General features: G+C 68.8%; 22 protein-coding genes and 1 pseudogene. 9 read left to right on the top strand and 14 right to left on the bottom strand.

The window, feature by feature from the left end; translation table 11 throughout:
- Positions 1 to 60: 60 nt before the first annotated feature.
- From ACQ859_RS17190 to ACQ859_RS17215, 6 genes are read right to left on the bottom strand one after another with little or no spacing between them, the layout of a single operon-like run.
- On the bottom strand, positions 61 to 474 hold the full coding sequence (locus tag ACQ859_RS17190) for a response regulator (RefSeq protein ID WP_431261933.1): 414 nt from the start codon (positions 472 to 474) through the stop codon (positions 61 to 63).
- Between the two features lie 29 nt (positions 475 to 503).
- On the bottom strand, positions 504 to 2777 hold the full coding sequence (locus tag ACQ859_RS17195) for an AsmA family protein (RefSeq protein WP_431261934.1): 2274 nt from the start codon (positions 2775 to 2777) through the stop codon (positions 504 to 506).
- Positions 2768 to 3307 carry a phospholipase D-like domain-containing protein gene (locus tag ACQ859_RS17200; protein WP_431261935.1) on the bottom strand — a complete coding sequence of 180 codons (540 nt, stop codon included), beginning with the start codon at positions 3305 to 3307 and terminating at the stop codon, positions 2768 to 2770. The genes ACQ859_RS17195 and ACQ859_RS17200 overlap by 10 nt, the downstream gene beginning before the upstream one ends.
- The gene (locus tag ACQ859_RS17205) at positions 3307 to 4254 is read right to left on the bottom strand and encodes a phospholipase D-like domain-containing protein (protein WP_431261936.1); all 948 of its coding nucleotides are present in this window, start codon (positions 4252 to 4254) and stop codon (positions 3307 to 3309) included. Before ACQ859_RS17205 ends, ACQ859_RS17200 begins: the two co-directional genes overlap by 1 nt.
- A 4-nt stretch (positions 4255 to 4258) precedes the next feature.
- Positions 4259 to 4795 (bottom strand): ferritin-like domain-containing protein, encoded by a 537-nt coding sequence (locus ACQ859_RS17210; protein ID WP_431257485.1) that lies wholly within the window; start codon positions 4793 to 4795, stop codon positions 4259 to 4261.
- A gap of 35 nt (positions 4796 to 4830) precedes the next feature.
- Complete coding sequence (locus ACQ859_RS17215) at positions 4831 to 5007, bottom strand: DUF1328 family protein (protein WP_431261937.1); 177 nt, start codon at positions 5005 to 5007, stop codon at positions 4831 to 4833.
- A gap of 275 nt (positions 5008 to 5282) precedes the next feature.
- Between ACQ859_RS17215 and ACQ859_RS17220 the strand changes: the two genes are divergently transcribed.
- Both ACQ859_RS17220 and ACQ859_RS17225 read left to right on the top strand, forming a co-directional pair.
- Entirely contained in the window at positions 5283 to 5816 is a 534-nt protein-coding gene (locus tag ACQ859_RS17220; RefSeq protein WP_431261938.1) for a hypothetical protein, read from the top strand.
- A gap of 22 nt (positions 5817 to 5838) precedes the next feature.
- On the top strand, positions 5839 to 6042 hold the full coding sequence (locus ACQ859_RS17225) for a hypothetical protein (RefSeq protein WP_431261939.1): 204 nt from the start codon (positions 5839 to 5841) through the stop codon (positions 6040 to 6042).
- A 63-nt stretch (positions 6043 to 6105) separates the two neighbouring features.
- Here ACQ859_RS17225 and ACQ859_RS17230 read toward each other — a convergent pair whose 3' ends face one another.
- Positions 6106 to 6765, bottom strand: coding sequence for an OmpA family protein (locus ACQ859_RS17230; RefSeq protein ID WP_431261940.1), 660 nt, complete (start codon positions 6763 to 6765; stop codon positions 6106 to 6108).
- A 333-nt stretch (positions 6766 to 7098) separates the two neighbouring features.
- On the opposite strand from ACQ859_RS17230, the gene ACQ859_RS17235 reads away from it, so the two are divergent.
- Complete coding sequence (locus tag ACQ859_RS17235) at positions 7099 to 8289, top strand: hypothetical protein (RefSeq protein ID WP_431261941.1); 1191 nt, start codon at positions 7099 to 7101, stop codon at positions 8287 to 8289.
- 84 nt (positions 8290 to 8373) lie between these two features.
- Here ACQ859_RS17235 and ACQ859_RS17240 read toward each other — a convergent pair whose 3' ends face one another.
- The 6 genes and pseudogenes from ACQ859_RS17240 to ACQ859_RS17265 form a co-directional block, all read right to left on the bottom strand.
- Entirely contained in the window at positions 8374 to 9039 is a 666-nt protein-coding gene (locus tag ACQ859_RS17240) for a response regulator (RefSeq protein WP_431257481.1), read from the bottom strand.
- A gap of 103 nt (positions 9040 to 9142) precedes the next feature.
- Positions 9143 to 9910: an HlyD family type I secretion periplasmic adaptor subunit gene (locus tag ACQ859_RS17245; RefSeq protein WP_431261942.1), complete on the bottom strand. Its 768-nt coding sequence runs from the start codon at positions 9908 to 9910 to the stop codon at positions 9143 to 9145.
- Positions 9911 to 10026: 116 nt separating this feature from the next.
- Positions 10027 to 10296: pseudogene (locus ACQ859_RS17250) on the bottom strand (biotin/lipoyl-binding protein); the annotation flags it as partial.
- 41 nt (positions 10297 to 10337) lie between these two features.
- The gene (locus tag ACQ859_RS17255) at positions 10338 to 12395 is read right to left on the bottom strand and encodes an ATP-binding cassette domain-containing protein (protein WP_431261943.1); all 2058 of its coding nucleotides are present in this window, start codon (positions 12393 to 12395) and stop codon (positions 10338 to 10340) included.
- Between the two features lie 141 nt (positions 12396 to 12536).
- Entirely contained in the window at positions 12537 to 13076 is a 540-nt protein-coding gene (locus tag ACQ859_RS17260) for a TolC family protein (RefSeq protein ID WP_431266580.1), read from the bottom strand.
- 5 nt (positions 13077 to 13081) lie between these two features.
- Entirely contained in the window at positions 13082 to 13672 is a 591-nt protein-coding gene (locus ACQ859_RS17265) for a TolC family protein (protein WP_431261944.1), read from the bottom strand.
- A 477-nt stretch (positions 13673 to 14149) separates the two neighbouring features.
- Here ACQ859_RS17265 and ACQ859_RS17270 point away from each other — a divergent pair, with 477 nt between their 5' ends.
- The 6 genes from ACQ859_RS17270 (at position 14150) to ACQ859_RS17295 (ending at position 20212) form a co-directional block, all read left to right on the top strand.
- Entirely contained in the window at positions 14150 to 14509 is a 360-nt protein-coding gene (locus tag ACQ859_RS17270; RefSeq protein ID WP_431261945.1) for a four-helix bundle copper-binding protein, read from the top strand.
- A gap of 303 nt (positions 14510 to 14812) precedes the next feature.
- Positions 14813 to 15595: an MEDS domain-containing protein gene (locus tag ACQ859_RS17275; RefSeq protein ID WP_431261946.1), complete on the top strand. Its 783-nt coding sequence runs from the start codon at positions 14813 to 14815 to the stop codon at positions 15593 to 15595.
- Positions 15596 to 15600: 5 nt separating this feature from the next.
- A complete protein-coding gene (locus tag ACQ859_RS17280) occupies positions 15601 to 17205 on the top strand; it encodes a hybrid sensor histidine kinase/response regulator (protein WP_431261947.1) in 1605 nt (534 codons plus the stop codon).
- Positions 17206 to 17214: 9 nt separating this feature from the next.
- Entirely contained in the window at positions 17215 to 18087 is an 873-nt protein-coding gene (locus tag ACQ859_RS17285) for a response regulator transcription factor (RefSeq protein ID WP_431261948.1), read from the top strand.
- 8 nt (positions 18088 to 18095) lie between these two features.
- Positions 18096 to 19661: a PAS domain-containing sensor histidine kinase gene (locus ACQ859_RS17290; RefSeq protein WP_431261949.1), complete on the top strand. Its 1566-nt coding sequence runs from the start codon at positions 18096 to 18098 to the stop codon at positions 19659 to 19661.
- Positions 19580 to 20212, top strand: a complete 633-nt coding sequence (locus ACQ859_RS17295) for a response regulator (protein ID WP_431261950.1) — start codon at positions 19580 to 19582, stop codon at positions 20210 to 20212. Before ACQ859_RS17290 ends, ACQ859_RS17295 begins: the two co-directional genes overlap by 82 nt.
- 31 nt (positions 20213 to 20243) lie before the next feature.
- Here ACQ859_RS17295 and ACQ859_RS17300 read toward each other — a convergent pair whose 3' ends face one another.
- The gene (locus ACQ859_RS17300; protein ID WP_431261951.1) at positions 20244 to 21236 is read right to left on the bottom strand and encodes a Crp/Fnr family transcriptional regulator; all 993 of its coding nucleotides are present in this window, start codon (positions 21234 to 21236) and stop codon (positions 20244 to 20246) included.
- Positions 21237 to 21374: the final 138 nt, after the last annotated feature.

The raw sequence follows: 21374 nt of genomic DNA on the forward strand, positions 1-21374 counted from the left end.
CCTTTGTTGTGCCTGCCTGATCCTGGACCTGATGCCGCAGTGGACCCGGACCGGCGGGCGTCAAGCCTTCGACGACGCCAGTTCCAGGCAGTACGCGATCAGCTCGTCCAGTTCGCTGGACTTGTCGAAGACCTTGTCGGCGCCCAGCCCCTCGCAGCGTTGCCGCATGTCGGCCGTGGCGTAGTTGGTCAGCACGATGAGCTTGGCCTCGGGCTGCAGCAGCCGGGCCTTGGGCAGCAGCGACATGCCCGAGCCGCGCTTCAGGAACAGGTCGATGATCAGGATATCGCAGGGGACCGCCTCGTCATGCAGCCAGCGCAGCGCGCCGGCCTCGTCCTCGGCCATGCCGACGACGTCGAGGTCGAGCATCTCCTGCAGCGTCGCGACAAGGTTCTCCCGGATCAGCGGGCTGTCCTCGACCAGGAAACAGTTCAGCGTGCCGGGCGTCGGTGCGGTGACGGGAACGGTGGACATGGGTATGGGCGTGAGCGAGGCGCCCATTATCACGATCCCGAGCCCCGCTTCGATGTCGGCGCCAGCCGCGCGTTGCATTCAGACAGCGCCTTCATGCTCTCCGGATCGGCGTCCTCGCCCAGGTCGATCAGCGGCACGATCGCCGCCAGCGGCGCCACCGCCACGCCCAGCACCGCCGCCGGGACCAGCTTGCGCAGCAGCGGCGCCTTCTGCAGGCTGAGTTGCGGGTCGCCCAATGTCCCCTGGATGTTCAATGGCGTGCGCAGTGTCAGCGGGCTCTTGTCCTTGGGGTCGACCTTGGCCGTCAATGCCAGCCGCTCGGTCGCCAGCGACATGCCGCCGTCCACCAGCACCACCGAGTCCTTCGTGTCGATGACCATGGGCTTGGGCGTCACGACCCCGTCCTTGACCTGCAGATCGGCGACGCCGCAGTACACCTGCAGCGGCTCGTCGCCCCGCACCAGCATGCCCAGGCCCTGCGCGATGTCGATGCCTGCGGCTTCCACGATCAGGTGGGAGATCGTCCCGTCGGTCCAGTACAGGACCATGCGGCCGTCCGCGCTGGCCAGCAGGTCGGCCGTCGACTTGCCCTCGCCATCCAGCGCGATGCGTCCGCCCATCAGCCCGGTGACCCAGCGCTGGCCGTTCTTGCGCTCCAGGTTCAGCCATTGCTCCAGGTGCACGCCGCCGACGCGGAGGCGCGCCTGCCACTTGGCCAGCGGCTCGCGGCCGTCCAGCTTCATGTTGCCCGCCACCTGACCGCGCGCCACCCGCGCGTCGATGTCGCGCAGCTCCAGCACGCCGTCCTGCAGCACGATGTGGGCGTTCAGCGGTTCGGCCGCCTGCAGGATCGCGGTGCCCGATTCGAAGCGCGCCAGCTTCACGTTGACGTTGGCGTTCATCGCCCGCAGCGAGGGCAGGTCGAACTGCTTGTCCGGCAGCACGCGCGAGGGCGCCTTCTTCGCCTTGGGCGCGCCCGGTTCGGCCGGGACACCGACCGCCGGACCCAGGTCCGCCAGCCAGAGTTCACGGCCCCGCAACTCGCCGGTCAGCGTCGGCACGCTGTTCGCAGGCTTGTCGTACTGGAACTCCCCGCTCAGGTGGCTCTTGCCGATCGTGGCCTTGCTGACCGCCGTGGTCCAGCGCGAGCCGTCGCGCGTCAGCTTGCCCTGCATCGCGAAGGCCGGCGTGGTCGGCAGCGTGACACCGAGCGGCTCGCCGACGGCGGCCAGCGACGGGCCCGCCAGCGTGTACTCGCCGGACAGCCCCTGGCTCACCAGCAGGTCGCGGACCTGGCCGTCGAAACTCAGCCTGGCCTTGCCGATGTTGCCGCGCAGGGTGACCGGCACGGCCGGCGCATTGGGGTCCGAGGACAGCCAGGGGAGGGCGGAGCCGGTCTGCAGCGTCGCCTTGATCGGCAGGTCGCGGTAGTGGCCCTCCGCGCTGGCGGTCATGCCGTAGCGGCCGCCTTCGCCGGGGCCGGGTTCGCCGGCGGCTGCCGACGCGCCCTTGGGCTTGCCCGCCACGCGCTCGCCGAAGTCCACGGCGAGGCGGGTGCCCGATGCGGCCGCGCTGGCCACCCGCGCCGCCGCCGTGGGCGCGCGCTGCTCGGTCACCGTGCTCGACGCGGCACGGCCGGAGCGGACCGCCGACGCGGCCTCCTCCGGCGTGACCCAGGTCTCGCGCAGCGCGAAGCGGCCCAGCAGCGAGAGCTGCTGGATCTTGTCGTCCACCAGCACCGTGCCCTGGCTCACTTCCAGCAGGTCGAAACGGATACCGTCGATGTTGGGGCGCTTGCGCACCTGCGTGTCGCTGGAAGGCTGCTTTCCGAATTGCCAGCTCGCGCGGCCTTCGACGTCGCGCTCCAGCCGCACGGTCAGTTCACCCGCGCGCAAGGCCTTCACCAGCAAGGCCTGACCCTCGTGGCGCAGGGCGAGCAGGTCCGAATAGCGCAGCGTCAGCGCGGCGTCCTGCGCCTGCACCATCGGGCCGCCCAGGGTGCTCCAGCTGGGGCCGGCGATCGTGAGACTGTGCGAGCGCAGCCGCAGGTGGCCGATCAGGCGGAGCTGCCAGGCGGCATTGTCCTCGTCGCCGTCGAAGCGCACCTGCCGGTCGAGCTTCTGGCTCAGCCACTGCTCCGCCGGCCGGCGCAGGAAGGGCCAGCCCAGCCATTCGCAGATGCCGACGGTGATCAGCAGCAGCGCCAGCAGGACGAGCAGGCCCATGACCCAGCCGTGCGGGCCACGTCGTCGCGGGGCCGGCGCGCTGGCCGGGGCGGAAGAGGGCGCGTTGTTCACCACCATTGTTCAAACATCCTGGAAAAGTATTCCTTGCTCCGCTGCCACAGCCCGCGGTCCTGCCAGCGCTGCAACTCGATCGTCTTGGACGCGGCGCGGTCGCGTTCGAACATCCGCGTCATCGCGCCGCCGAAGTCCTCGCCCAGCACGACCGCGTTCACCTCGTTGTTGTGCACGAAGCTGCGCCAGTCCATGTTGCTGGAGCCGACCGTCGAGACGACACCGTCGATGACGGCGGTCTTCGCATGCAGGACGGCGTCCTGGAGTTCATGGATCTTCACGCCGGCCTTCAGCATGCGTTCGTAATGGCTGCGGCCCGCCTGCATCACCGGGCCGAAGTCGCTTTGCGAGGGCAGGATCAGCTGGACGTCGACACCGCGCTGCGCGGCCTCGGACAAGGCATCGACCATGTCCTGGCCCGGCGCGAAATACGCCATCGTCAGGTAGACGCTGCGCTGCGCGGCCCGGATGCTGCCCAGCAGCAACGTGTAGATGCGGTTCTCGGTGTCCTGCGGCGTCGATGGGACGACCCGCATCAACTGCTGGCCAGGGGGCGGACCGGGGGAGGCGCGATCGCAGCGACGGTGCCTTCACAGTGCTGTTGCGACCACACCTCGCGGAACAGCGTGTGCAGCTTCTGCGTCGCCGGACCGCGCACCTGGACCATCGTGTCGCGCCAGCCGTTCTCGTCGGCCTTGTCGTCGGCCTTGTCGCCGGGCTTGCCGCCGCCGGCTTCGCTGGAAGCGGCCTTCGGCTTCGGCGCCTTCGACGGCCCGCGACTGCCGAAGCCGCCGGATCCCGACGAGTACACCGCGCTGATGTTGATGCCCCCGGTGAAGCCGGTCTCTCCGTCGACGACCAGCATCTTGCGATGGTCGCGCTGCGTGATCTTGTGATACCTCGTCCGCTGCTTCAGCGGGTTGACCGGATTGAAGGCGCAGACGGCGATGCCGCCCTGGCGCAGGCGGTCGAAGTAGGCCTCCTCGGTGCCCAGCGATCCGACACCGTCGTAGAGGACCGCCACGTCGAGGCCGTCCGCGCGACGCTTCACCAGCAGGTCGGCGAGCTGACGCGAGACGTCGGCGTCCTCGATGATGTAGCTCTCCAGGACGATCTGGCGGCGTGCCTTCTCGATGGCCGCGAACATCGCGGCGAAGGTGGCCGGGCCGTCCACGAGCAGCTGCGCATCGTTGCCCGCATAGAGGTCGACATCCCCGAACGCCGACATCGCGGCGATCTGGCGCTTGAGCAGGTCGGATTTGCCCTGCGCGGCCGCGGCTTGCAGCGCCTGTTCGCGGCTGGCCTGGTTCATCGGGCCGCGAGGGCCGGTGACATCGACCTGCGACGCGACGCGGGTCAAGGTCGGCGCGGCCGACGGCGGATCCGGGACGCGGCCGTTGACCGGCGCGCGCGGCGTGCCGCAGGCCACGAGACCGACGCTCGCGCCGAGCGCGAAGAGCAGGGCGGCGACGCGTCGGCGCATGGGCTCAGTCCCTCAGCAGGTCGGCGAGATCGTCGGCATGCTCTTCCTCTTCCGCGAGGACTTCCTCGAGGATGCGGCGCGTGGTCGGATCCTTGTCGCCGATGAGCTGGATCATCTGGCGGTAGGCCTCCACGGCGATGCGCTCGGCGATCAGGTTCGACCGCAGCATCGCCTTCAGGTCCTTGGACTCGTCGTACTCGGCGTGGCTGCGCTGGGTCAGCGAGTCCGGCTTGAAGTCCGGATCGCCGCCGAGCTGCACGATGCGTTCGGCGATGCGATCCGCGTGGACCGCCTCCTGCGTGGCGTGCTCGAGGAACTCCTCGGCGATGCGCGGCGAGTTCAGACCGTGCGCGGTGAAGTAGTGGCGCTTGTAGCGCAGCACGCAGACCAGCTCGGTGGCGAGCGCGTCGTTGAGCAGACGGATCACATCCTCGCGCCACGGGCCGTAGCTGGGCGTGACGGGACCTTCGTCGAGGTGCTGGCGAGCGCGTTGCAATGCCGTCTCGTCAAGCTGCAGGTGCTTGTGTTCGGGGGCGTTCATGGGCTGGCTCCTCTGGGTTCAGGAAACGGTGACGGTCACTTTCGCAGCGCGTTGAAGCCGGTGATGCCGAGCAGCAGCAGCACCAGGAAGATGACCAGGAAGATCCCGAAGAGGATCTTGGCGATGCCGGCCGCGCCCGCGGCGAGACCGGTGAAGCCGAGGACGCCCGCGACCAGCGAGATCACGGCAAAGATCAGGGCCCACTTCAACATGACGATGTCCTTTCGTGCTGTCGGCCGCGGCGCGGCGCTTGGGCTCACTGTAGAAGCGAGAGGGGGCCGGAAGGATCAGCAGGGTCCACGTCCGGGTGTAGGACAGGACGCCGCCGCCCGGGCGCCGTCGAGCCACCGCCGAGGGCGATGCCGGACTCGTCCTACAGCCGGCTCCGGCGCGGTACGACAGACGGCGGCCGCGCCCGGGCCTAGCCTTGCTTCATCCTCCCGTCCCGTCTTCCGACCTCGGCGCCAGGCGCTGGAAAGGAATCCAGATGATCAAGCTCAACAAGACCTTCACGTCCCCCTCCGCCGCCACGTGGATCACCGCTGGCGCCGTGCTGTCGGCCATCATGATGGTGACCACGCCGGCCTTCGCGGCGGGCGCGTCGACCAAGTCCGACATCCAGGCAACCTATGAGCAGGAACGTGCCAACTGCATCGCCGGCAAGACCGGCCAGGCCCGCGCTGCCTGCCTGAAGGAGGCGGGTGCGGCTCGCCAGGAGGCGCAGCGGGGCACGCTGAGAACGGCGAGCGCGCAGGACCTCGCCAACAATGCGATGCTGCGCTGTCAGCGCGTCGCCGAGGAGGATCGGGAAGACTGCCGCATGATGGTCAGAGGGCAGGGCACGCGCGATGGCAGCGTGCAGAGCGGCGGCATCCTGACCCGCATCGACCGCATGGTGCAGGAGAATCCGACGGCTGCCGGTATCCCGTCGGCCCCGGCCGAGCCGCCCAGCGCGACGATGCGCCCCGGTCCCGATGTGCCGCCGCCGCGTCAACCCAAGGCCAGCGCGCCGGCCCGCTGACCGATCGAAGAGGAGCGACACCATGCTGATGAAACGCCTCGTCCCGCTCGCGCTGTCGAGCCTGGCCGGCTACGCACTGTGGCAATGGCAGGCCCGCCGCTTCGAGCAGCGGCACAATACCTGCCACTCGAAACCCGAGGAAATGACGACCTGGGAAGGCGAGGGCGGCGCGCTGCACCGCACGGGACCGCACATGGGACCGGAACCCGCCAAGTCCGCACCCTGATCCGGGGTGATTGAAAAAGGCGCCTGGATGCCAGGCGCCTTTGTCATTGGGGCGTCGGAACGCTCAACCGCCCGAGCCTTGCTGCGGTTCGCGCAGGAAGATCTCGACGCGACGGTTCTTGGCACGGCTCTCCGCCGTGTCGTTGGAGACCAGCGGTTCACGCGAGCCCCGGCCGGCGACGTCGATCCGGTCGCTTCGGACACCCCGGTCGGCCAGGTAGCTCCGCACGCTTTCCGCGCGGCGCAGCGACAACGGATCGTTGATCGCATCGGACCCGGTGTTGTCGGTGTGGCCGACGACCCGGACCAGGGTCGGCGACGGGTTGTTGTTCAGTCCGTTCGCGAACGCGTCCAGCACGGGGCGCAGGCGCGGCTCGACCGCCGCGCTGTTGGTGGCGAACGAGATGTCGCTCGGCACGTCCAGCTTGAGCTGGTTGTCCGCGGTGCGGGTCACCTCGACACCGGTGCCCTGCGTGGCCTGCTCCATCGCCCGGCGCTTGTCCTCCATGTGGCGCGACCAGACGTTGCCGGCCACCGCGCCGAGCGCGCCGCCGATCAACGCGCCGGTGCCCGCCTTCCCGCCGGTCGCGGAACTGAGGACCGCGCCGGACACGGCGCCGATCGCGGCGCCGCCCGCGGTGCCGCGCTGGCGGTCGTCCATGTTCGCGCAGCCGGCCAGGACGGCCATCGCCAGGGCGGCCGCAGCCAGTCGGGTGTGTCGCATCTGCATATTGCTTCTCCTTGTGATCCGGGTAAGAAAACCCAACGACCCGGGCGGCATGCCACCGTCCTCGGGAACAGTATCCCTGCGCGGCGATGGCCCGGCCCGGGGCCGGTGGATGAGTGGCCCGCGCGTCGCACCGGACTCCCGGTGCGGTCGCGCGTCTGACGACGAGGGAGGGCAAGCGTTGGACCCGCCGTTTTCCCCCATCGCAGTCGGTCGCCCCCTCTCATAACTGCTATCCACCGTCCGCGGATGACACGCGTGTGCTATTCGGCCCAACGCCCTGGATTCATAGCATGGAGACCTCCTCGCCACCCATGCCGCGAAGTGCCCATGTCCCGCTCCTCCGAACCCGGTCGCACCGCCGTCAATGGTGCGGAAATCCCCCGTCAATCGAACTGGCAGGCCGAACACCTCGGCAGCCATGTCCGCTATGCCACGCAGCCGATCATCGATCGGACCGGGCGGGTCGTGGCCACGGAACTGCTGTTCCGCTGGAATGCCACCGACGGTGGCGTCCGTCCGGAACTGGGGGCCTACGCGACCGCCGCGGCCCTGTCGAGCGCCCTGATCGATGGCGAACTGCTGACGGGTCCGGCTGCCGCGGAGCGTCCCATCGGCGATCTGCTGGTCAACATGGACCGCGATACGCTGATGAGTCCGATCGCCGAGGCGTTGACCCCCGATGTCGGCGTGATCGAACTGCTTGAAACGATCGCCGTGGACGCCGCGCTCGTGCAGCGGATCCGGGCGCTTCATGGCCGGGGCTACCGGTTTGCACTGGACGACATCGTCCGCGTGGACGATGCGCGATGGGCCCTCGCGCCCTGGGTCCAGTTCGCGAAGGTCGATGTCATCGGCCTTGATCCGGCGCAACTGGAGGCGCTGGTTGACCAGTCACATTGTCTCGGCCTGTCGGTCATCGCCGAGAAGATTGAAGACGACGATGCCTTCCAGCAGGCGCTTCGTGCGGGCGCGGACTATTTCCAGGGGTATGGCATCGCCCGACCCACGACGCTGGCGGTGCCCGCGCTGCCTGGATGCGATGCCGGCGTCGTCGGACGGCTGATGCTGATGGCCCGCTCGGGTGCTTCCGCAGCATCGCTCGCGCTGCTGGCCGGTCGCCATCCCGCATTGGTCGCGCGGCTGCTGCGCGTACAGGCGATCCATGTCCCCCATTGTGTCGCCACCGCGGAGTCGCTGGCCGATGTGCTGGAGTCGCTGCCGCGCGCGATCCTGGTCGCCTGGTTGCTGGTACTCAGCATTGCCGCCGTCCACGGCCGCGAACGCGAACTGGCGCAGGCGCTGCGCGGCGAACTGGCCGATGAGCGATTGCGCGTGCGCCGCGAAGGCCTTGTCAGTACATCGGCGGCGATGGAGAAGGTCTCCTTCCTGCTTTGCAAACAGTTGCTGCGCATGCTCCCATTGCCGAGCGCCGCCACCGTGTTTCAGACGCCAGGCGGCCACGCCACGTCGCATCACCATGCCGGATCGGGGGGCAGCACCGCGTGGAGTGCTGCCTGAGACTCGAATGTCCGGCCTCAATGGAAAAGCCGCCCTGGTGGGCGGCTTTGTTCTGACCGTCTCCCTGGTTGACGGTTGCCATGTTCAGTCGTCGATCAGTCCATGCAGCCGCGCAACACTGGTCGCCATCGCCCGGGAGTTGACGTTCAGCTTCCGATAGATCGAGCGCAGGTGCTGATTCACCGTGAAACGGGAGATCGACAGACGGCTGCCGATGTCGACGATCGGCAGTCCTTCGATCAGCAGGTTGAGCACGCTCCACTCGCGTTGTCCCAGACCGAGCTCCTTCAACTTCTGCGCTTTGTCCACCTTGGGTTTCACCCCGGTCTCCAGGCTCTCCAGCTTGTCGAGCACCAGCCGGGAGACGGCCGGACTCAGGGGCGCATGGCCGTTGTGGGTGGCAATGATCTTGTCGATCAGGCTGGGCTGGATCTCCTCCTTCAGCAGGTAGCCGGAGGCGCCCGATCGCAGGCTGCGCATCACGTGCTTGGCGTCGCCGAAGGTACTGATCACGATGCTGTGCGCATCCGGGCACTTCTCGTTGATCAGCTTGATCAGATCGATGCCGTCCACATCCGGCAGGCCGAGGTCGACCAGGTAGATGTCGGCGCGATTGGCGAGGATCGCCGAGACCGATTCCCCGCGATTGCGGCCGATGCCGACGATCTGACAGGCGCTGCTGGCCGACACGACGTCGATCAAGCGCTGCAGGACGGTGGCGTCGTCCTCGATGATGGTGACGGTAATCATGGGTGTTCTCCTGTAGTTCGGAGTTGTTGTTGCTGGTGTTCGATGGCGATCGAGGAGGTGGCGTGAATGGAACTTGTGCGGGTGTCACGCGGTCGCCGGGCGTTCAGCGCTCGCCGAGCGATTCCGAGACCGTTTTCCTGACGGGCTTGAGCAGGTAGTCCAACACTGTGTGGCGGCCGGTGATGATTTCCGCCGTTGCGGTCATGCCGGGCTGGATCACGATGCGATCCGCCTTCTCGCCCTTGAAACGCTTGCCGTTGATGCGGATGTGGGTGCGGTAGTAGGCCTGCTCACCTTGCGGGGTACGCTCGGTCAAGGCATCGGGACTCACGTAGGTCACATGGCCTTCGAGGGCGCCGTAGATGCTGTAGTCGAAGGCGTCCACCTTGACCACCGCCGGCATGCCGGACCGGATGAACCCGATGTCCCCGGCCCGCAGCCGGGCTTCGATGATCAGGTCGTCGCCCGTCGGCAGCAGCTGCATGATCTCGTCGCCGGGTCGCAGGACTGCCCCGCCGGTCGTCAACGTGATCAGGTTGACGACGCCGTCGACCGGCGCGCGCAGTTGGGTGTGCTCCAGGTTGCCGCGACGGTCGTTCAACATCTGCTGGACGCTGGCGAGTTCCTCTTCGGTCTTGGCCAGCTCGGCCTGGGAGTCCTGGAGGAACCGGTTGCGGCGCAAGGTGACCTGTCCCGCCGCCTCGTTGGCGGTGCGCTGCAGTCGCAGGAACTCTGCCGCGCTGATGTCGCCGGCCTGGTGCAGCGGCGCGTTGAGCTCCACCTCTCGCCGCGCAAGATCGGCGGACTTCTCCAGGACCGCCAGTTCTTCCTGCAGGGCCGTCCGGCGTCGCTCGTAGAGCTTGCGCTGCAATTCGTTGAAGGGGCCCGTCCCGGCGGGGCGGTAAGGCGCCCCAGCGTTTCGGCCCGCAGACGCGCCAGCGACGCGTTCAGCGCATCGGCCTTTTCGCTGGACTCGGCCAGCGCGGCGCTGGCCTTGGTGTTGTCGAGCTGGGCCAGCAGGTCGCCCTTGCGGACCGCGTCTCCCTCGTGCACGAAGAGCTTTTCCACCACACCTCCGTCGGGCGCCTGGATCACCTGTGTGCGGGAGGATGCCATGACCTTGCCGCCGGCGCGAGTGACCTGCTCGATCTCCGCCTGCGAGGCCCACCACACACCGGCACCCAACGCCGCCACCGTGGCAAGGACGGTCCAGCGCACCCGCGCCGGACCCTTGTGAAGACTCTCGGTCATTGTCATGGGAATCCCTGAATATCTGAAATCGTGAGGCAGGCGGCCGCTCAGGCAGACCACGAGGCGACGCCCGCGGACGGCGACGGCCGGCCTTGCAGTCTTGCCAGTACCTCGTCCCGCGGACCGTGGACCAGGACACCCTGTGGCGCGAGAACGATCACGCGATCGACCAGCGCCAGCATCGACAGGCGATGAGTCACCAGCAGCAGCGTCGCCTCTGGCTTGAGCATCTGTTTCATCAAGCGGACGGTGGCCTGCTCCAGACCGTCGTCCATGCCGGAGGTCGGCTCGTCGAGCAGCCAGACCGCGCGATCGGCCAGGACGAGTCGCGTCAGTGCCACGAGTTGCCGTTGCCCACCCGACAGGCCGCGACCGCCTTCGGAGAGCCTGCGGTCCAGGCCCAGCGGATGCTGGGCGACCATCGGCCAGAGGCCGGTCTTCTGACACGCCGCGACCAGCGCGTCGTCGCCGACGTCGGGCAATCCGAACAGGAGGTTGTCGCGCAGCGTGCCGGAGAACAGCCAGGCGTGCTGCGGGCAGTAGGCCAGCTGCGTGGCGCGCCATCCGGCATGGATCTGCTGCTGGTCGACGCCGTCCAGGTACACCGTGCCCCGGGTCGGTTGGGTCAGTCCGCAGGCGAGCGACAGGAGCGTGGTCTTGCCGGCACCGATGCCGCCCAGGATGGCGACCTTTTCCCCGGGGCGGAACCGCAGGTTGCCGATGCGCAGCGACTCCCTCTGGCCGGGATAGGCGAATTCGACATCCTCGAAGCGCAGTTCCCCGTGCAGGACCTGGGGGACGATGGCGCGGGCGATGCCTTCGTTGTCCACCTGCAGCCTGAAGATCGCATCGAGTGCCTTCATGGAGGCCCGGGCGCTGCCCAGCTGCACCAGCAGCGGCGGGATCGAGGCCAGCGGTGACAGCACGCGTCCGGACAGGATCGAGCAGGCGACGATGGCGCCCTGCGTCAGGTGTCCGTCGATGGCGAGCACCGCGCCGACACAGATCAGGGCGACATAGCTCGCCTGCTGCAGGGCGGCGGACAGGTACGAGGTCGTGTCGCTCTCATGCTTCAGGTCCAGGCTCTGCGCGGCGCTCACCTCGCACAACGCGGCCCAGCGGGCTTCGAAGCGCCAGCCGGCACCGAGCCCCTTGATGGCCTCGGTGCCTTCGATGGTCTCGACCAGCAGGCCGGTCTTGGCATTTGCGCCGGACTGGCTGCTCGCCGTGAGGCGGGCGATGCGGCGGGCGCGCAGCAGGCCGGTCAGCACGGTCACGCCGAAGAGCACCACCGCGGGCAGCGCCATCCAGAATCCGCCGATCGCCGCGATCACCAGGGCGAAGATCAACGCCATCGGCATGTCGAACAGGAGGAACAGCGTGCTGGCCGAGAGGATGCCGCGGATCGACTCGAAGCTCTGCACCTGCGAAGCCAGCGTACCGACGGAACCGGGCCGCTGATCCATCCGGACCGCGTTCAGTCGCGCCATCAGCGCCTTGGAGATGGCGACATCCAGCTGCTTCAGCCTCGGCTCGAGGAGCGACGCCCGCGCCAGCTTCAGCAGGAACTCGATCACCACCGCCAACCCGACACCCAGGGTGAGGACCCACAGGGTCTGATGGCCCTGGCTCGGGATGACGCGGTCGTAGACCTGCATCGAGAAAAACGAGATGGCGATGCCGATCGTCGAGAGCACCAGCGACAGACCCGCCGCCTCCACGAAGATCGGCCACTGGCCGCGGATCTGCGCGAGCATCATGCCGCGCGCGCTGCGCGACGTCGCCGGATCGGTCCCGGTGTCCATCACCGCGTGCAGGCAAGGCTGTTTGTCCAGCACGAGGTCGCGACGAACCTGATCTGGTCCCGCGCAAGTCCAGAGTCCTTCGGGCGTGCGGGCGGTGATCACCTGCCAGCCGTGCTCGGCGTGATGGCACAGCAGCGGCAGTGCCGCGAGTTGCGGCGAGTCGAGCAGGACGAACCGGCTCCGCTCGTCGATCGAGGCCGCCAGGAGGCTTGCCGCAGGGAGACCTTCGCCGGACGTCCCCAGCTCGAGCTGGCGCTGGCGCACCAGATCGACCGGAACGGGGCGACCCTTCAGCCGCATCCAATGGGCCAGCGACGCGGCGACGGCGAGCGAGGGGGCGACGTCGGCGCCTTCGCGCGTTTGAACGGATTCCAGATCATGGGGAGCTCGCGTGTGGCAAAGGGCAGGAGGAGTCGCGGCAGGAGGCGGACGTCGGCGTACTCAGTCGAGGGCCGGGCCGTCGTTGAGCAGCAGGGTCAGGCGGTACAGGCCCGCGCGTTCGTCGATGGCGGCGTCGTCCTGCGCCTGCCGGGTGGCGTGGGCTTCGCGAACCATGTTCAGCAGGTCCAGCCACGCCCGCTTGCCGGCGTAGAACTGACGCCGGTACGACGCCAGCACCTCGTCGCCTGTCGAGGCGGTGAGCGCGGCGTTGCGCAATGAGGCGACCGCCGCGGCGTAGCGGGTGTATTCCAGCTGGTAGTTGCTCCACTGGTCCTGTTCCGTGGCCGCGACCGCGGCTTCCGCCGCCGCGATGCGGGAGCGGGCTGCGTTCACGCCTGAGAGGGCCGACAGTCCGCCTTGCAACCCCGCCTGGAACACGAAGCCGATGCGATCGTCCTTGTAGGCGCCGCTCTGGCGGTCCAGGCGCAGGCTGACCGTGGGCAGCAGCACGGCCTTGGCCTTGCTCAGCTCATCGCGGGACAACTCGACGTTCGCGCGCGAGATGGCCATCTCCGGCGACAGCTGGATGCGGTCGAGCACCTGGTTCAAGGTCGGCGGCGGGGGAGGTCGCCGTCCAGGATCGCGCGCAGCGAGGTGTCGACGGGGCGGCGCGCCAGGCGTTGCAGCCGGTCGCGTTGCAAGGCTTCCTCAAGCTGTGCCTGGGCCAGTTCGGCCTGCACGGCGCTCAGGCGGGACGCCGCCAGCGCGGCATCGGCATTGGTGGCTGCACCCGCCTGGGTGCGCCGGCGGATCATCTCCAGCAATTGCTGATGCTCCGCGCGTAGCGCCTCCAGACGGTCGATGCGGCCATGGGCCTTGGCCCAGTCGGCCCAGGTCTGGACGATCCGGAGCTTCAACTGACGTTGCGCGGCCCGCAACTCGAGCTCGCTGCTGCGCAGGGTGGTCCGCGCGGCATTCAGGTTGGCAGAGAGCAATCCGCCGGTGTAGAGAGGCTGCTGGACGCTCAGGACATTGACATACCGACTCGTGCCGGCGGCCAGTTGCCGGGACAGGCTCGGCGATGGGCCGAACTGCCACTTCGCGGCGGTAACGCCCTCCTCGGCGGCGGCGATCGAGGCGCGGGCACGTTCGATCGACGGGTCTGCGGAGAGGGCCCCGCCCAGGAAATCATCCATCGCAGACCCCCAACGGACGAGGTTCGTGGCGGGGGGCCCGCTGGCGGAGGTCGCCGCGGCGATTTGGCGTTCCCCACTGGCCGACGCCGCAGGGCCGCCGCACGCCTGGGCATGCAAGCAGATCAGTGCAAGTGCCGCGAACGAGAGTTTCCAGCCGCCGGTACTATCAATATTCGCTGACTGGAATCGTCGGGGATGGGTTTGGAAGTTCAAGGAAAACCCCGTCGGGCTGTTTTTCTATGGTGCCCAGTTTCGTTTCCTGTCTCGGGGTCTAGCAATGACATGCCCTTGCTAGCATTTTGGCGCCGACTGCTAATGATGGTTTATTTGTGCAAATAAACTAGCAATCATTTGCTAGTTTTGTCCGCATCCAGAATATCGGGGCGGGCTTCGGCCCTGCGCGCCAGACACGGAGAAGAGTCGCGGGAGTGGTGGTTGCCAGTAGATGCGCTCCTGCCACCTTGCCAAGGAGTCGCGATGACCCACCCCATTGAAGATCTGGAACCCTGCATGAAGGCTTGCGCGGAAGCCTTGCTCGCAACACGCCAGTGCGCCAACGCCTGCATCCGCTCTGGGGATCGCCTGCTGGAGGCTTGCGCGCTGCTCGATCTGGACTGCGCGGCCATCTGCGAGGCCACGATCGGGGCGCTCTCCCGGGAATCCGAGCACCATGGCGACTTCTGTGCGCTGTGTGCGCATCTGTGCCGCGCCTGCGCCGACGAGTGCGAGAAGCATCAGCATGCGCATTGCCGGCGTTGCGCGCTGGCTTGCCGCGCCTGCGCGGCGGTTTGCGATCAACACGCGGGCGAACGCCACGCGCTGGGTGCCCATGCTTGAGCGCCGCCGTTGCCGCGATGGCAAAGCGCCCAATATGCGACCATCGACTTACTCCTTGAGGGTTCGATCCATCCGCCGTTTGTCAGATCGTCCACAACTTGCCATGAGGGTTTCGTTGACGAGGTCATCTTGGATGTCACGGATTTTCTTTTGATTGGCGGATCAGTTCGTCAATGGCCCTGAAATATTGATTCGCGACATGCCGACCGCCTGGGGGCTGATATGTCGAATCGGCCACGGACAGGTGAATCGCACGGCGACCGGTGGCGGTGGCAGCCCGGAACCGGGTGTAACCCCTCGCGGATGCCTCCGGCCCCCCGCTTCACAGCTAACATCCACCGATCGACCCTCAAGAGCCAGTTGACTGGCCGATCCAACTCGGGACGGAGGACGTCCGAAGGCCCCAGACGCCTCGGGCGGTGCGAGAGAGCAGTGATCACCCCTCATTTCCATATTTGCGCCTTTTTCGACAGCCGTGAGGAGGCGTGCCAGGTGCTGGCGCCGTTCTATCGGGAAGCGGAACAGAACAACGAACGCAGCCTGCACCTGATCGAACCCGGTGGCCTGGACGAGCACCGGGCGCGGCTGGGTGGCGCCGGGATCGATGTGGCGGCGTGCGAACACCGCGGTCAATTGGCGCTGAGGTCCTGGCCGCAGGCGCCCGGCGCGATCGACGTGGAAAGCTTGCTTGCCGCCATGGCGCAGGCCACGGCGGCGCAAGGCAACGAACTGGACGGCTTCACGGGGCTGCGCGTCATGACGCAGATGGGATGGGCCGTCCGTCATGGACTCGACCGGCTCGACCTGCTGGAGTACGAGGCGCGCCTGAACGGTGTCCTCGACGTGAATCGCCGCCTGGCGATCTGCGTCTACGACCTCGCGCCGCTCGACGGCGCCACCATGATGGACCTGCTTCGCACGCATCCGCTGACGATGATCGGTGGCGTGCTGCGAGAGAATCCGTTCTTCACGCCGCCGGCCGAGATGCTGCGCGAACTGTCCGCGCGCCGAGCCACCGGGCGACGTCGCGGCTGGTCCGCCCCGGTGGCGCTTCCAGTGCCGGCACGACACCGGCTGGCCGAATGACCACGATGTCCCGAGAACGAGAACCGTCCGCCGCCGACCAGGCGCTGCGCGACCTGATGGGCCTGCTCGCACTGCCGGCCCTCTGGGTCGGCCGCGACGCCGCCACTGTCCTGCAGCTCACGACCGAGGCGGTGAACCGGATCGTCGGCACGGCGGTCTGCCTGCTGCATGCGCCGCTGGTACCGGATGCGCCGCCGGCGACGGTCCTGCAACTGGGCGGCGTGCGCGTGTCGCAGGAGGCCTGGACCGACTTCATCATCGCCTGCCGCCAGATGCCGGACACCGCGGACAGCGCGACGGCCCTGGAGTCGCCGCTGGGCACCCTGCGCGTGGTGCGGCTCTACCTGGGGCCGGCGGGGCGGGCGGGCAGCCTGTGGTTCGGCTCGTCCCGGCCGGACTTCCCGTCGCCCCACCAGAGCGCCTTCATGCGCGCCGCGGCGACGCTGGCGTCGACCGGCCTGCACGCGGCCCGGCTGGACCATGAGCGCGAGCGCGCCGCGAGCGCGAAGGACGAGTTCCTCGCCATGCTCGGCCACGAGCTGCGCAACCCGCTGGCGCCGATCTCCACCGCGCTGCACCTGATCCGGCTGCAGACGGGCCAGCTGTCGCGCGAGCACGAGATCATCGAACGCCAGGTCGGCCACCTCTCCAAGCTGGTCGACGACCTGCTGGACATCACCCGCATCACGCGGGGGAAGATCGAGCTGTCGCGCGAGCCGGTGGACGTCCCGTTCCTGCTGACCGACGCGATCGAAGGCGTGAGCCCGCTGCTCGAGGAGCGCAACCACCTGCTGCGGGTGGCCTGCGACGTCGGACCGGAACTGCGGCTGGTGGGCGATCGGGCCCGGCTGCGGCAGGTCGTCGTCAACCTGCTGAGCAATGCCGCCAAGTACACGCCGACGAACGGGGAGATCCGTGTCGCGGCGCGCGCCGTCGGCGATGCGCTGGTGATCGAGGTGCAGGACAACGGCGCCGGCATCGATGCGGACATGCTGCCCCGCGTCTTCGAACTGTTCGAGCAGGGGTCGACGACCCTGGACCGTTCCAAAGGCGGGCTGGGCATCGGCCTGGCGATCGTGAAGCAGCTGGTCGAGATGCATCATGGCCAGGTGGCGGTGTTCAGCGCCGGACCGGGGCAGGGGGCGACCTTCCGCGTGACGCTGCCGGCGGAGATCCATGCCGTGCCGCCATTGCCGGGACCGGCCACGGAGGCCTTGGACACGCTGCCGCCGGTGCAGGGGCGGGTGCTGGTGGTGGACGACAACCGCGACGCGGCCGAGACCTTGGGCATGGCGCTGCGTTACGCCGGCTACGACGTCGTCACGACGACGCTGCCGCAGGAAGCGCTGGACCGGGTGCGCGCGTCCCGGTTCGACGCCGCGGTGCTCGACATCGGCATGCCGGTCATCGACGGCTACCAGCTGGCCACGCTGATCCAGCACGAGCTCGGCAGTGCCGCCCCGCGCCTGATCGCCCTGACCGGTTACGGCCAGGCCTCGGATCGCGACAAGGCGCTGAGCAGCGGTTTCGACGAGCACATGGTCAAGCCGATCGATCTGGATCGCCTGACGCGCACGCTGGAGCGGCTGATCCGCGCCGACGCGCTCTAATCGGGACTCATGACCGCGCCCGACCTCCTTCCTTCCACGAACGCGCCGGCCAAGGCGCCCGCGCCGGCCCACGTCGCGATCCTCGACGACGAGCCCGACATCACGCAGCTCCTGGCGGGCTACCTGGCGTCGCACGGCTTCCGCACGACGCAGCTGCATACGGGCCGCGCGCTGATGGACCTGATGGCGGCCGACCCACCCGAGCTGGTGCTGCTGGACCTGGGCCTGCCGGGCGAGGACGGTTTCGTCATCGCCCGCCAGTTGCGCGAGCACTGGCGCTGCGGCTTGGTGATCGTCACCGGACGCGGCGACGCGGTGGACAAGGTCGTCGGGCTGGAGGTCGGTGCCGACGATTACGTGACCAAACCCTTCGACCTGCGCGAGCTCGTCGCCCGGGTGAAGGCCGTGCTGCGTCGGCTGGCGCCCGGACCGGCGCCGGCCGTCACACCAGCCCACCCTGGGGGCGCGAACACGACCGCCAGCGCCGCGTCGGCGGCGGGGCTCGGCGTGCGGGGACCGTCGGGCGAGATCGTCCATGACCTGTCCGCCGGACGTGAGCGGCTCCATTTCGAGGGCTGGACCGTGGATGTGCCCGCGCGTCGCGTGACCGGGCCCGACGGCGAGGACGTCGCGCTGACGACCGGCGAGTTCGACCTGCTCCACATCTTCCTGCTGCATCCGGGGCGTGTGCTGTCGCGGGATTTCCTGCTCGAACACACCCGGGGCCGGGAGTCGGGGCCGTTCGATCGCACGATCGACGTGCAGGTCGGACGTCTGCGTCGCAAGCTCGGTGCCGAGTCGGGCGAGGGCCAGTGGATCAAGTCGGTGCGGGGCGCCGGCTACCTGTTTGCGCCGAGGGTGACCTCGACGCTCTCCGCCTGACCACCGGCATGAGCGACGGGGCGCCCGGTCTCGACGAATCCGCGATCTTCCGCGCGCTGTTCGCCGCCTCGCCGGACGGTTTGCTGCTCGTCGACGACCAGGGGCTGATCCGGCTCGCGAATCCGACGGCCAGCCAGCTGCTGGGGTATCCGAACGAGGCGTTGATCGGTGCCTCCGTGGAGATGCTGGTGCCCGACAGCATCCGCCCGCGCCACGCCGCGTACCGGCACGCCTACGAGGGCGCGCCGAGATCGCGGCCCATGGGCGGCACGGCCACCGAGCTGGTCGCGCGTCGACGTGACGGATCGGAAGTGCTGGTGGAGATCGCCCTGAGTCCGCTTCAGCCGCTCGGGCTGCCGTACACGATGGCCTCGATCCGCAGCGTTGCCGAGTACCCGCGCGTGCGCCAGGCCTTGCAGCGGGCGCGCTACAGCGAGCATCTGGCCCAGTTGGGCAAGATCGCCGTCGACTCGCTCGATCCCCAGGAGGTGCTGCGCCAGGTGCCGTCGATCGCCGCCCAGGCGCTGGAGGCGGATCTGGCGGTGGTGTACCTGCTCGAGCCGGGCCGCACCGAGCTGCGTCTGGCCGGGGGTGTCGGCCTGCTGGACGGCGAGCGCCTCGGCACGACCGTGCCCAACCGACCCGGCACGCCACAGGGCTTCGTGCTCGCGCAGGGCGCGCCGGTCGTGGTCGAGGACTACGGCAGCGAGTCGCGGTTCGCCGTGCCCGAGGCCTACCGGCAGGCCGGCCTGGTCTCCGCGCTGGCGGTCCCGTTGTCCGATCGGGGACGGCCCGTGGGCACGCTGGCTGTGCGATCGCGGCAGCCGCAGCGTTTCGGCGATGCGGAAGTGCGCTTCCTGGAGTCGGTCGCGAACCTGCTCGGCACCTGCCTGCAGCGGGCGCAGACCGAGGAGGCGCTGCATCACTCCCAGCGGCTGGAGGCGGTCGGACAGTTGACCGGCGGCATCGCGCACGATTTCAACAACCTGCTGACCGTCATCCAGGGCAACCTGCAGGTGCTGACCGAGCTGCCGGCGGTGACCGAGGACGGCTTCGCGCCGCAGCTGGTCGCGGCGGCGACGCGGGCGTCGCGCCGCGGCGCGGAACTGACGGGCAAGCTGCTGGCGTTCTCGCGTCGTCAGCGATTGCAGCCTGCGAGCGTCGACGTGGGTGCGATGATGCGCTCGCTGGCCGACATGCTGCGCCGCACGCTCGACCAGCGCATCCGCATCCGCATCGAGGTGGCGCCCGATTGCCCCGATGTGCAGGCCGATCCGGCGCAGCTGGAATCCGCGCTGCTGAACATCGCCATCAATGCGCGCGACGCGATGCCCGAGGGCGGGGAACTGGTGTTCGAGGCCGGACCGCTGAGCGCCATCCCACCGGCACTGAGTCGCGAGCTGGCGCTGGACGAGGACCCCCGGCGCCCGCGGGTCCAGGGGGCGACGCGACACGGTATGTCCGCATCGCCATCTCCGACAGCGGCACGGGGATGCCGGAGGACGTCAAGGAGCGCGCCTTCGAGCCCTTCTTCACGACCAAGCAGGCCGGCCGCGGCACGGGCCTGGGGCTGAGCACCGTCTACGGTTTCGCCCGGCAGTCGCAGGGCGCGGTCGGCATCGACAGCACGCCCGGTCACGGGACGACCTTGTCCTTGATCCTGCCCCAGCCGCCGGCCGTGCCGCGTGATGCCGCCGAGCACGATGCGACGGCGGCGGCAGTGCCGCCGGGGCTGCGGGTGCTGCTGGTCGAGGATGACGGGGAAGTGCGCGCCGTGGCGCGGCGCTATCTGACCGACCTCGGCTGCAGCGTCACGGCCTGTGCCAGCGGGGAAGAGGCCCTGCGGCATCTGCGCGATCTGGAGGATCCCGCCGGCGGCGGCCCGCTGCCGCATCTGCCGCATCTGCTGCTGAGCGACATCGCCCTGGGCGCCGGCATGCGCGGCACCGAACTGGCGTCGACCGTCCACCAGGCTTGGCCTGACGTCGCCGTCCTGCTGATGTCGGGGTTCTCGGCGGAACTGCTGTCGTCCGGACCGGACAACGCGCTGGACTGGGAGTTGCTGCCCAAGCCCTATGAGCGCGCCGCCCTGGCGAGGGCGATCGGGAAGGCGCTGAACCGCTGAGCGTTTGTCGGCGCCGGTCTGTGTCGGCGGCTCACGCCGCCGTCGCCAGCTTCCCCCGCGCCATCGAGCCGCCGATCACGAACTGCTCGAGGCGTTCGCGGCTGGGGATCGAGATCTGGCGGCGGCCGCGTTCGCCGAAGAGGATCAGGCCCTCGCGGTTGAGCTTGGACAGGCAGCGGCTCACCGTCTCGAGGGTCATGCCTAGGTAGTTGCCGAGGTCGGCGCGCGTCATCCGCAAGGTGAGTTCGTCGGCGCGCAGGCCGCGCTGGTGCATGCTGCGCGCCCAGGCGCAGAGGAACTCCGCCACGCGTGCCAGCGAGGCCAGCGTGCAGACCGACATCAGCGACTGCCGTTCATGGGTGATCTCGGCGCTCATGCCTTCGTGGACCACGGCCATCATCTCTGGATGCCGCGCACAGGCCTGCAGCAGCTGGTCGTAAGGAATGATCGAGATGTTGCCGGTGTCCATCGCCACGGCGTCGCAGGGATGGCGGCCGTGCGCGATGCCGCTGAAGCCCAGCCAGTCGCCGCGGAACTTCAGGCTCACGATCTGCTCGCGGCCGTCCAGGCTGCGGCTCACCAGCTTGAAGGCGCCGGCATTGATCAGGTAGACGGTGTTGAACGACTGCGCGGCGCGGAAGATCATGTCGCCGGCGCGCACGACCTTGGCGGCCGGCTGGATGATGTCGCGGATGGTCCGCATCACCTCGAGCATGCGCTGTTGCGGATCGCGCGAGACGACGCGCGGCTCCGCGACGGTCACGTGCAGCGGCGGCCGCGCCTGCGGACGGAGGTCGGGCGCGATCAGGCCTGGCGTGGTGCCGGCGACGATCGTGGGCGACAGGGAGAGCGGGCTTTCGCGAGGCGGCAGGTTCGCGGAGGGCGCAATGCGCGGGCGGCCGGCCAGGGCATCGCGCAGGCGGTCGCGGGAGAGGTCGCTCGGAGGGGAGGCGAGGGCGATGGCGCTGTGCATGATGAACTCGTGGTTGGAGGGATTGCTGGGGATGCTAGAAACGGCGCGCAACGGCAGCACCAATCCTTGACATCGGTCAGCAACAGTCGGTGAACCCTCGGTGACGGTTCAGTAACGGCTCGTCAAACCCCGTCGGCGCGGCGGCGATCCCGGAAGCGGGATGGCCTGCGTGTTGACATCGATCAACGC

Source organism: Roseateles chitinivorans (assembly GCF_050632235.1).
In the GTDB taxonomy this organism is placed as follows: Bacteria; Pseudomonadota; Gammaproteobacteria; order Burkholderiales; family Burkholderiaceae_C; genus Roseateles; species Roseateles chitinivorans_A.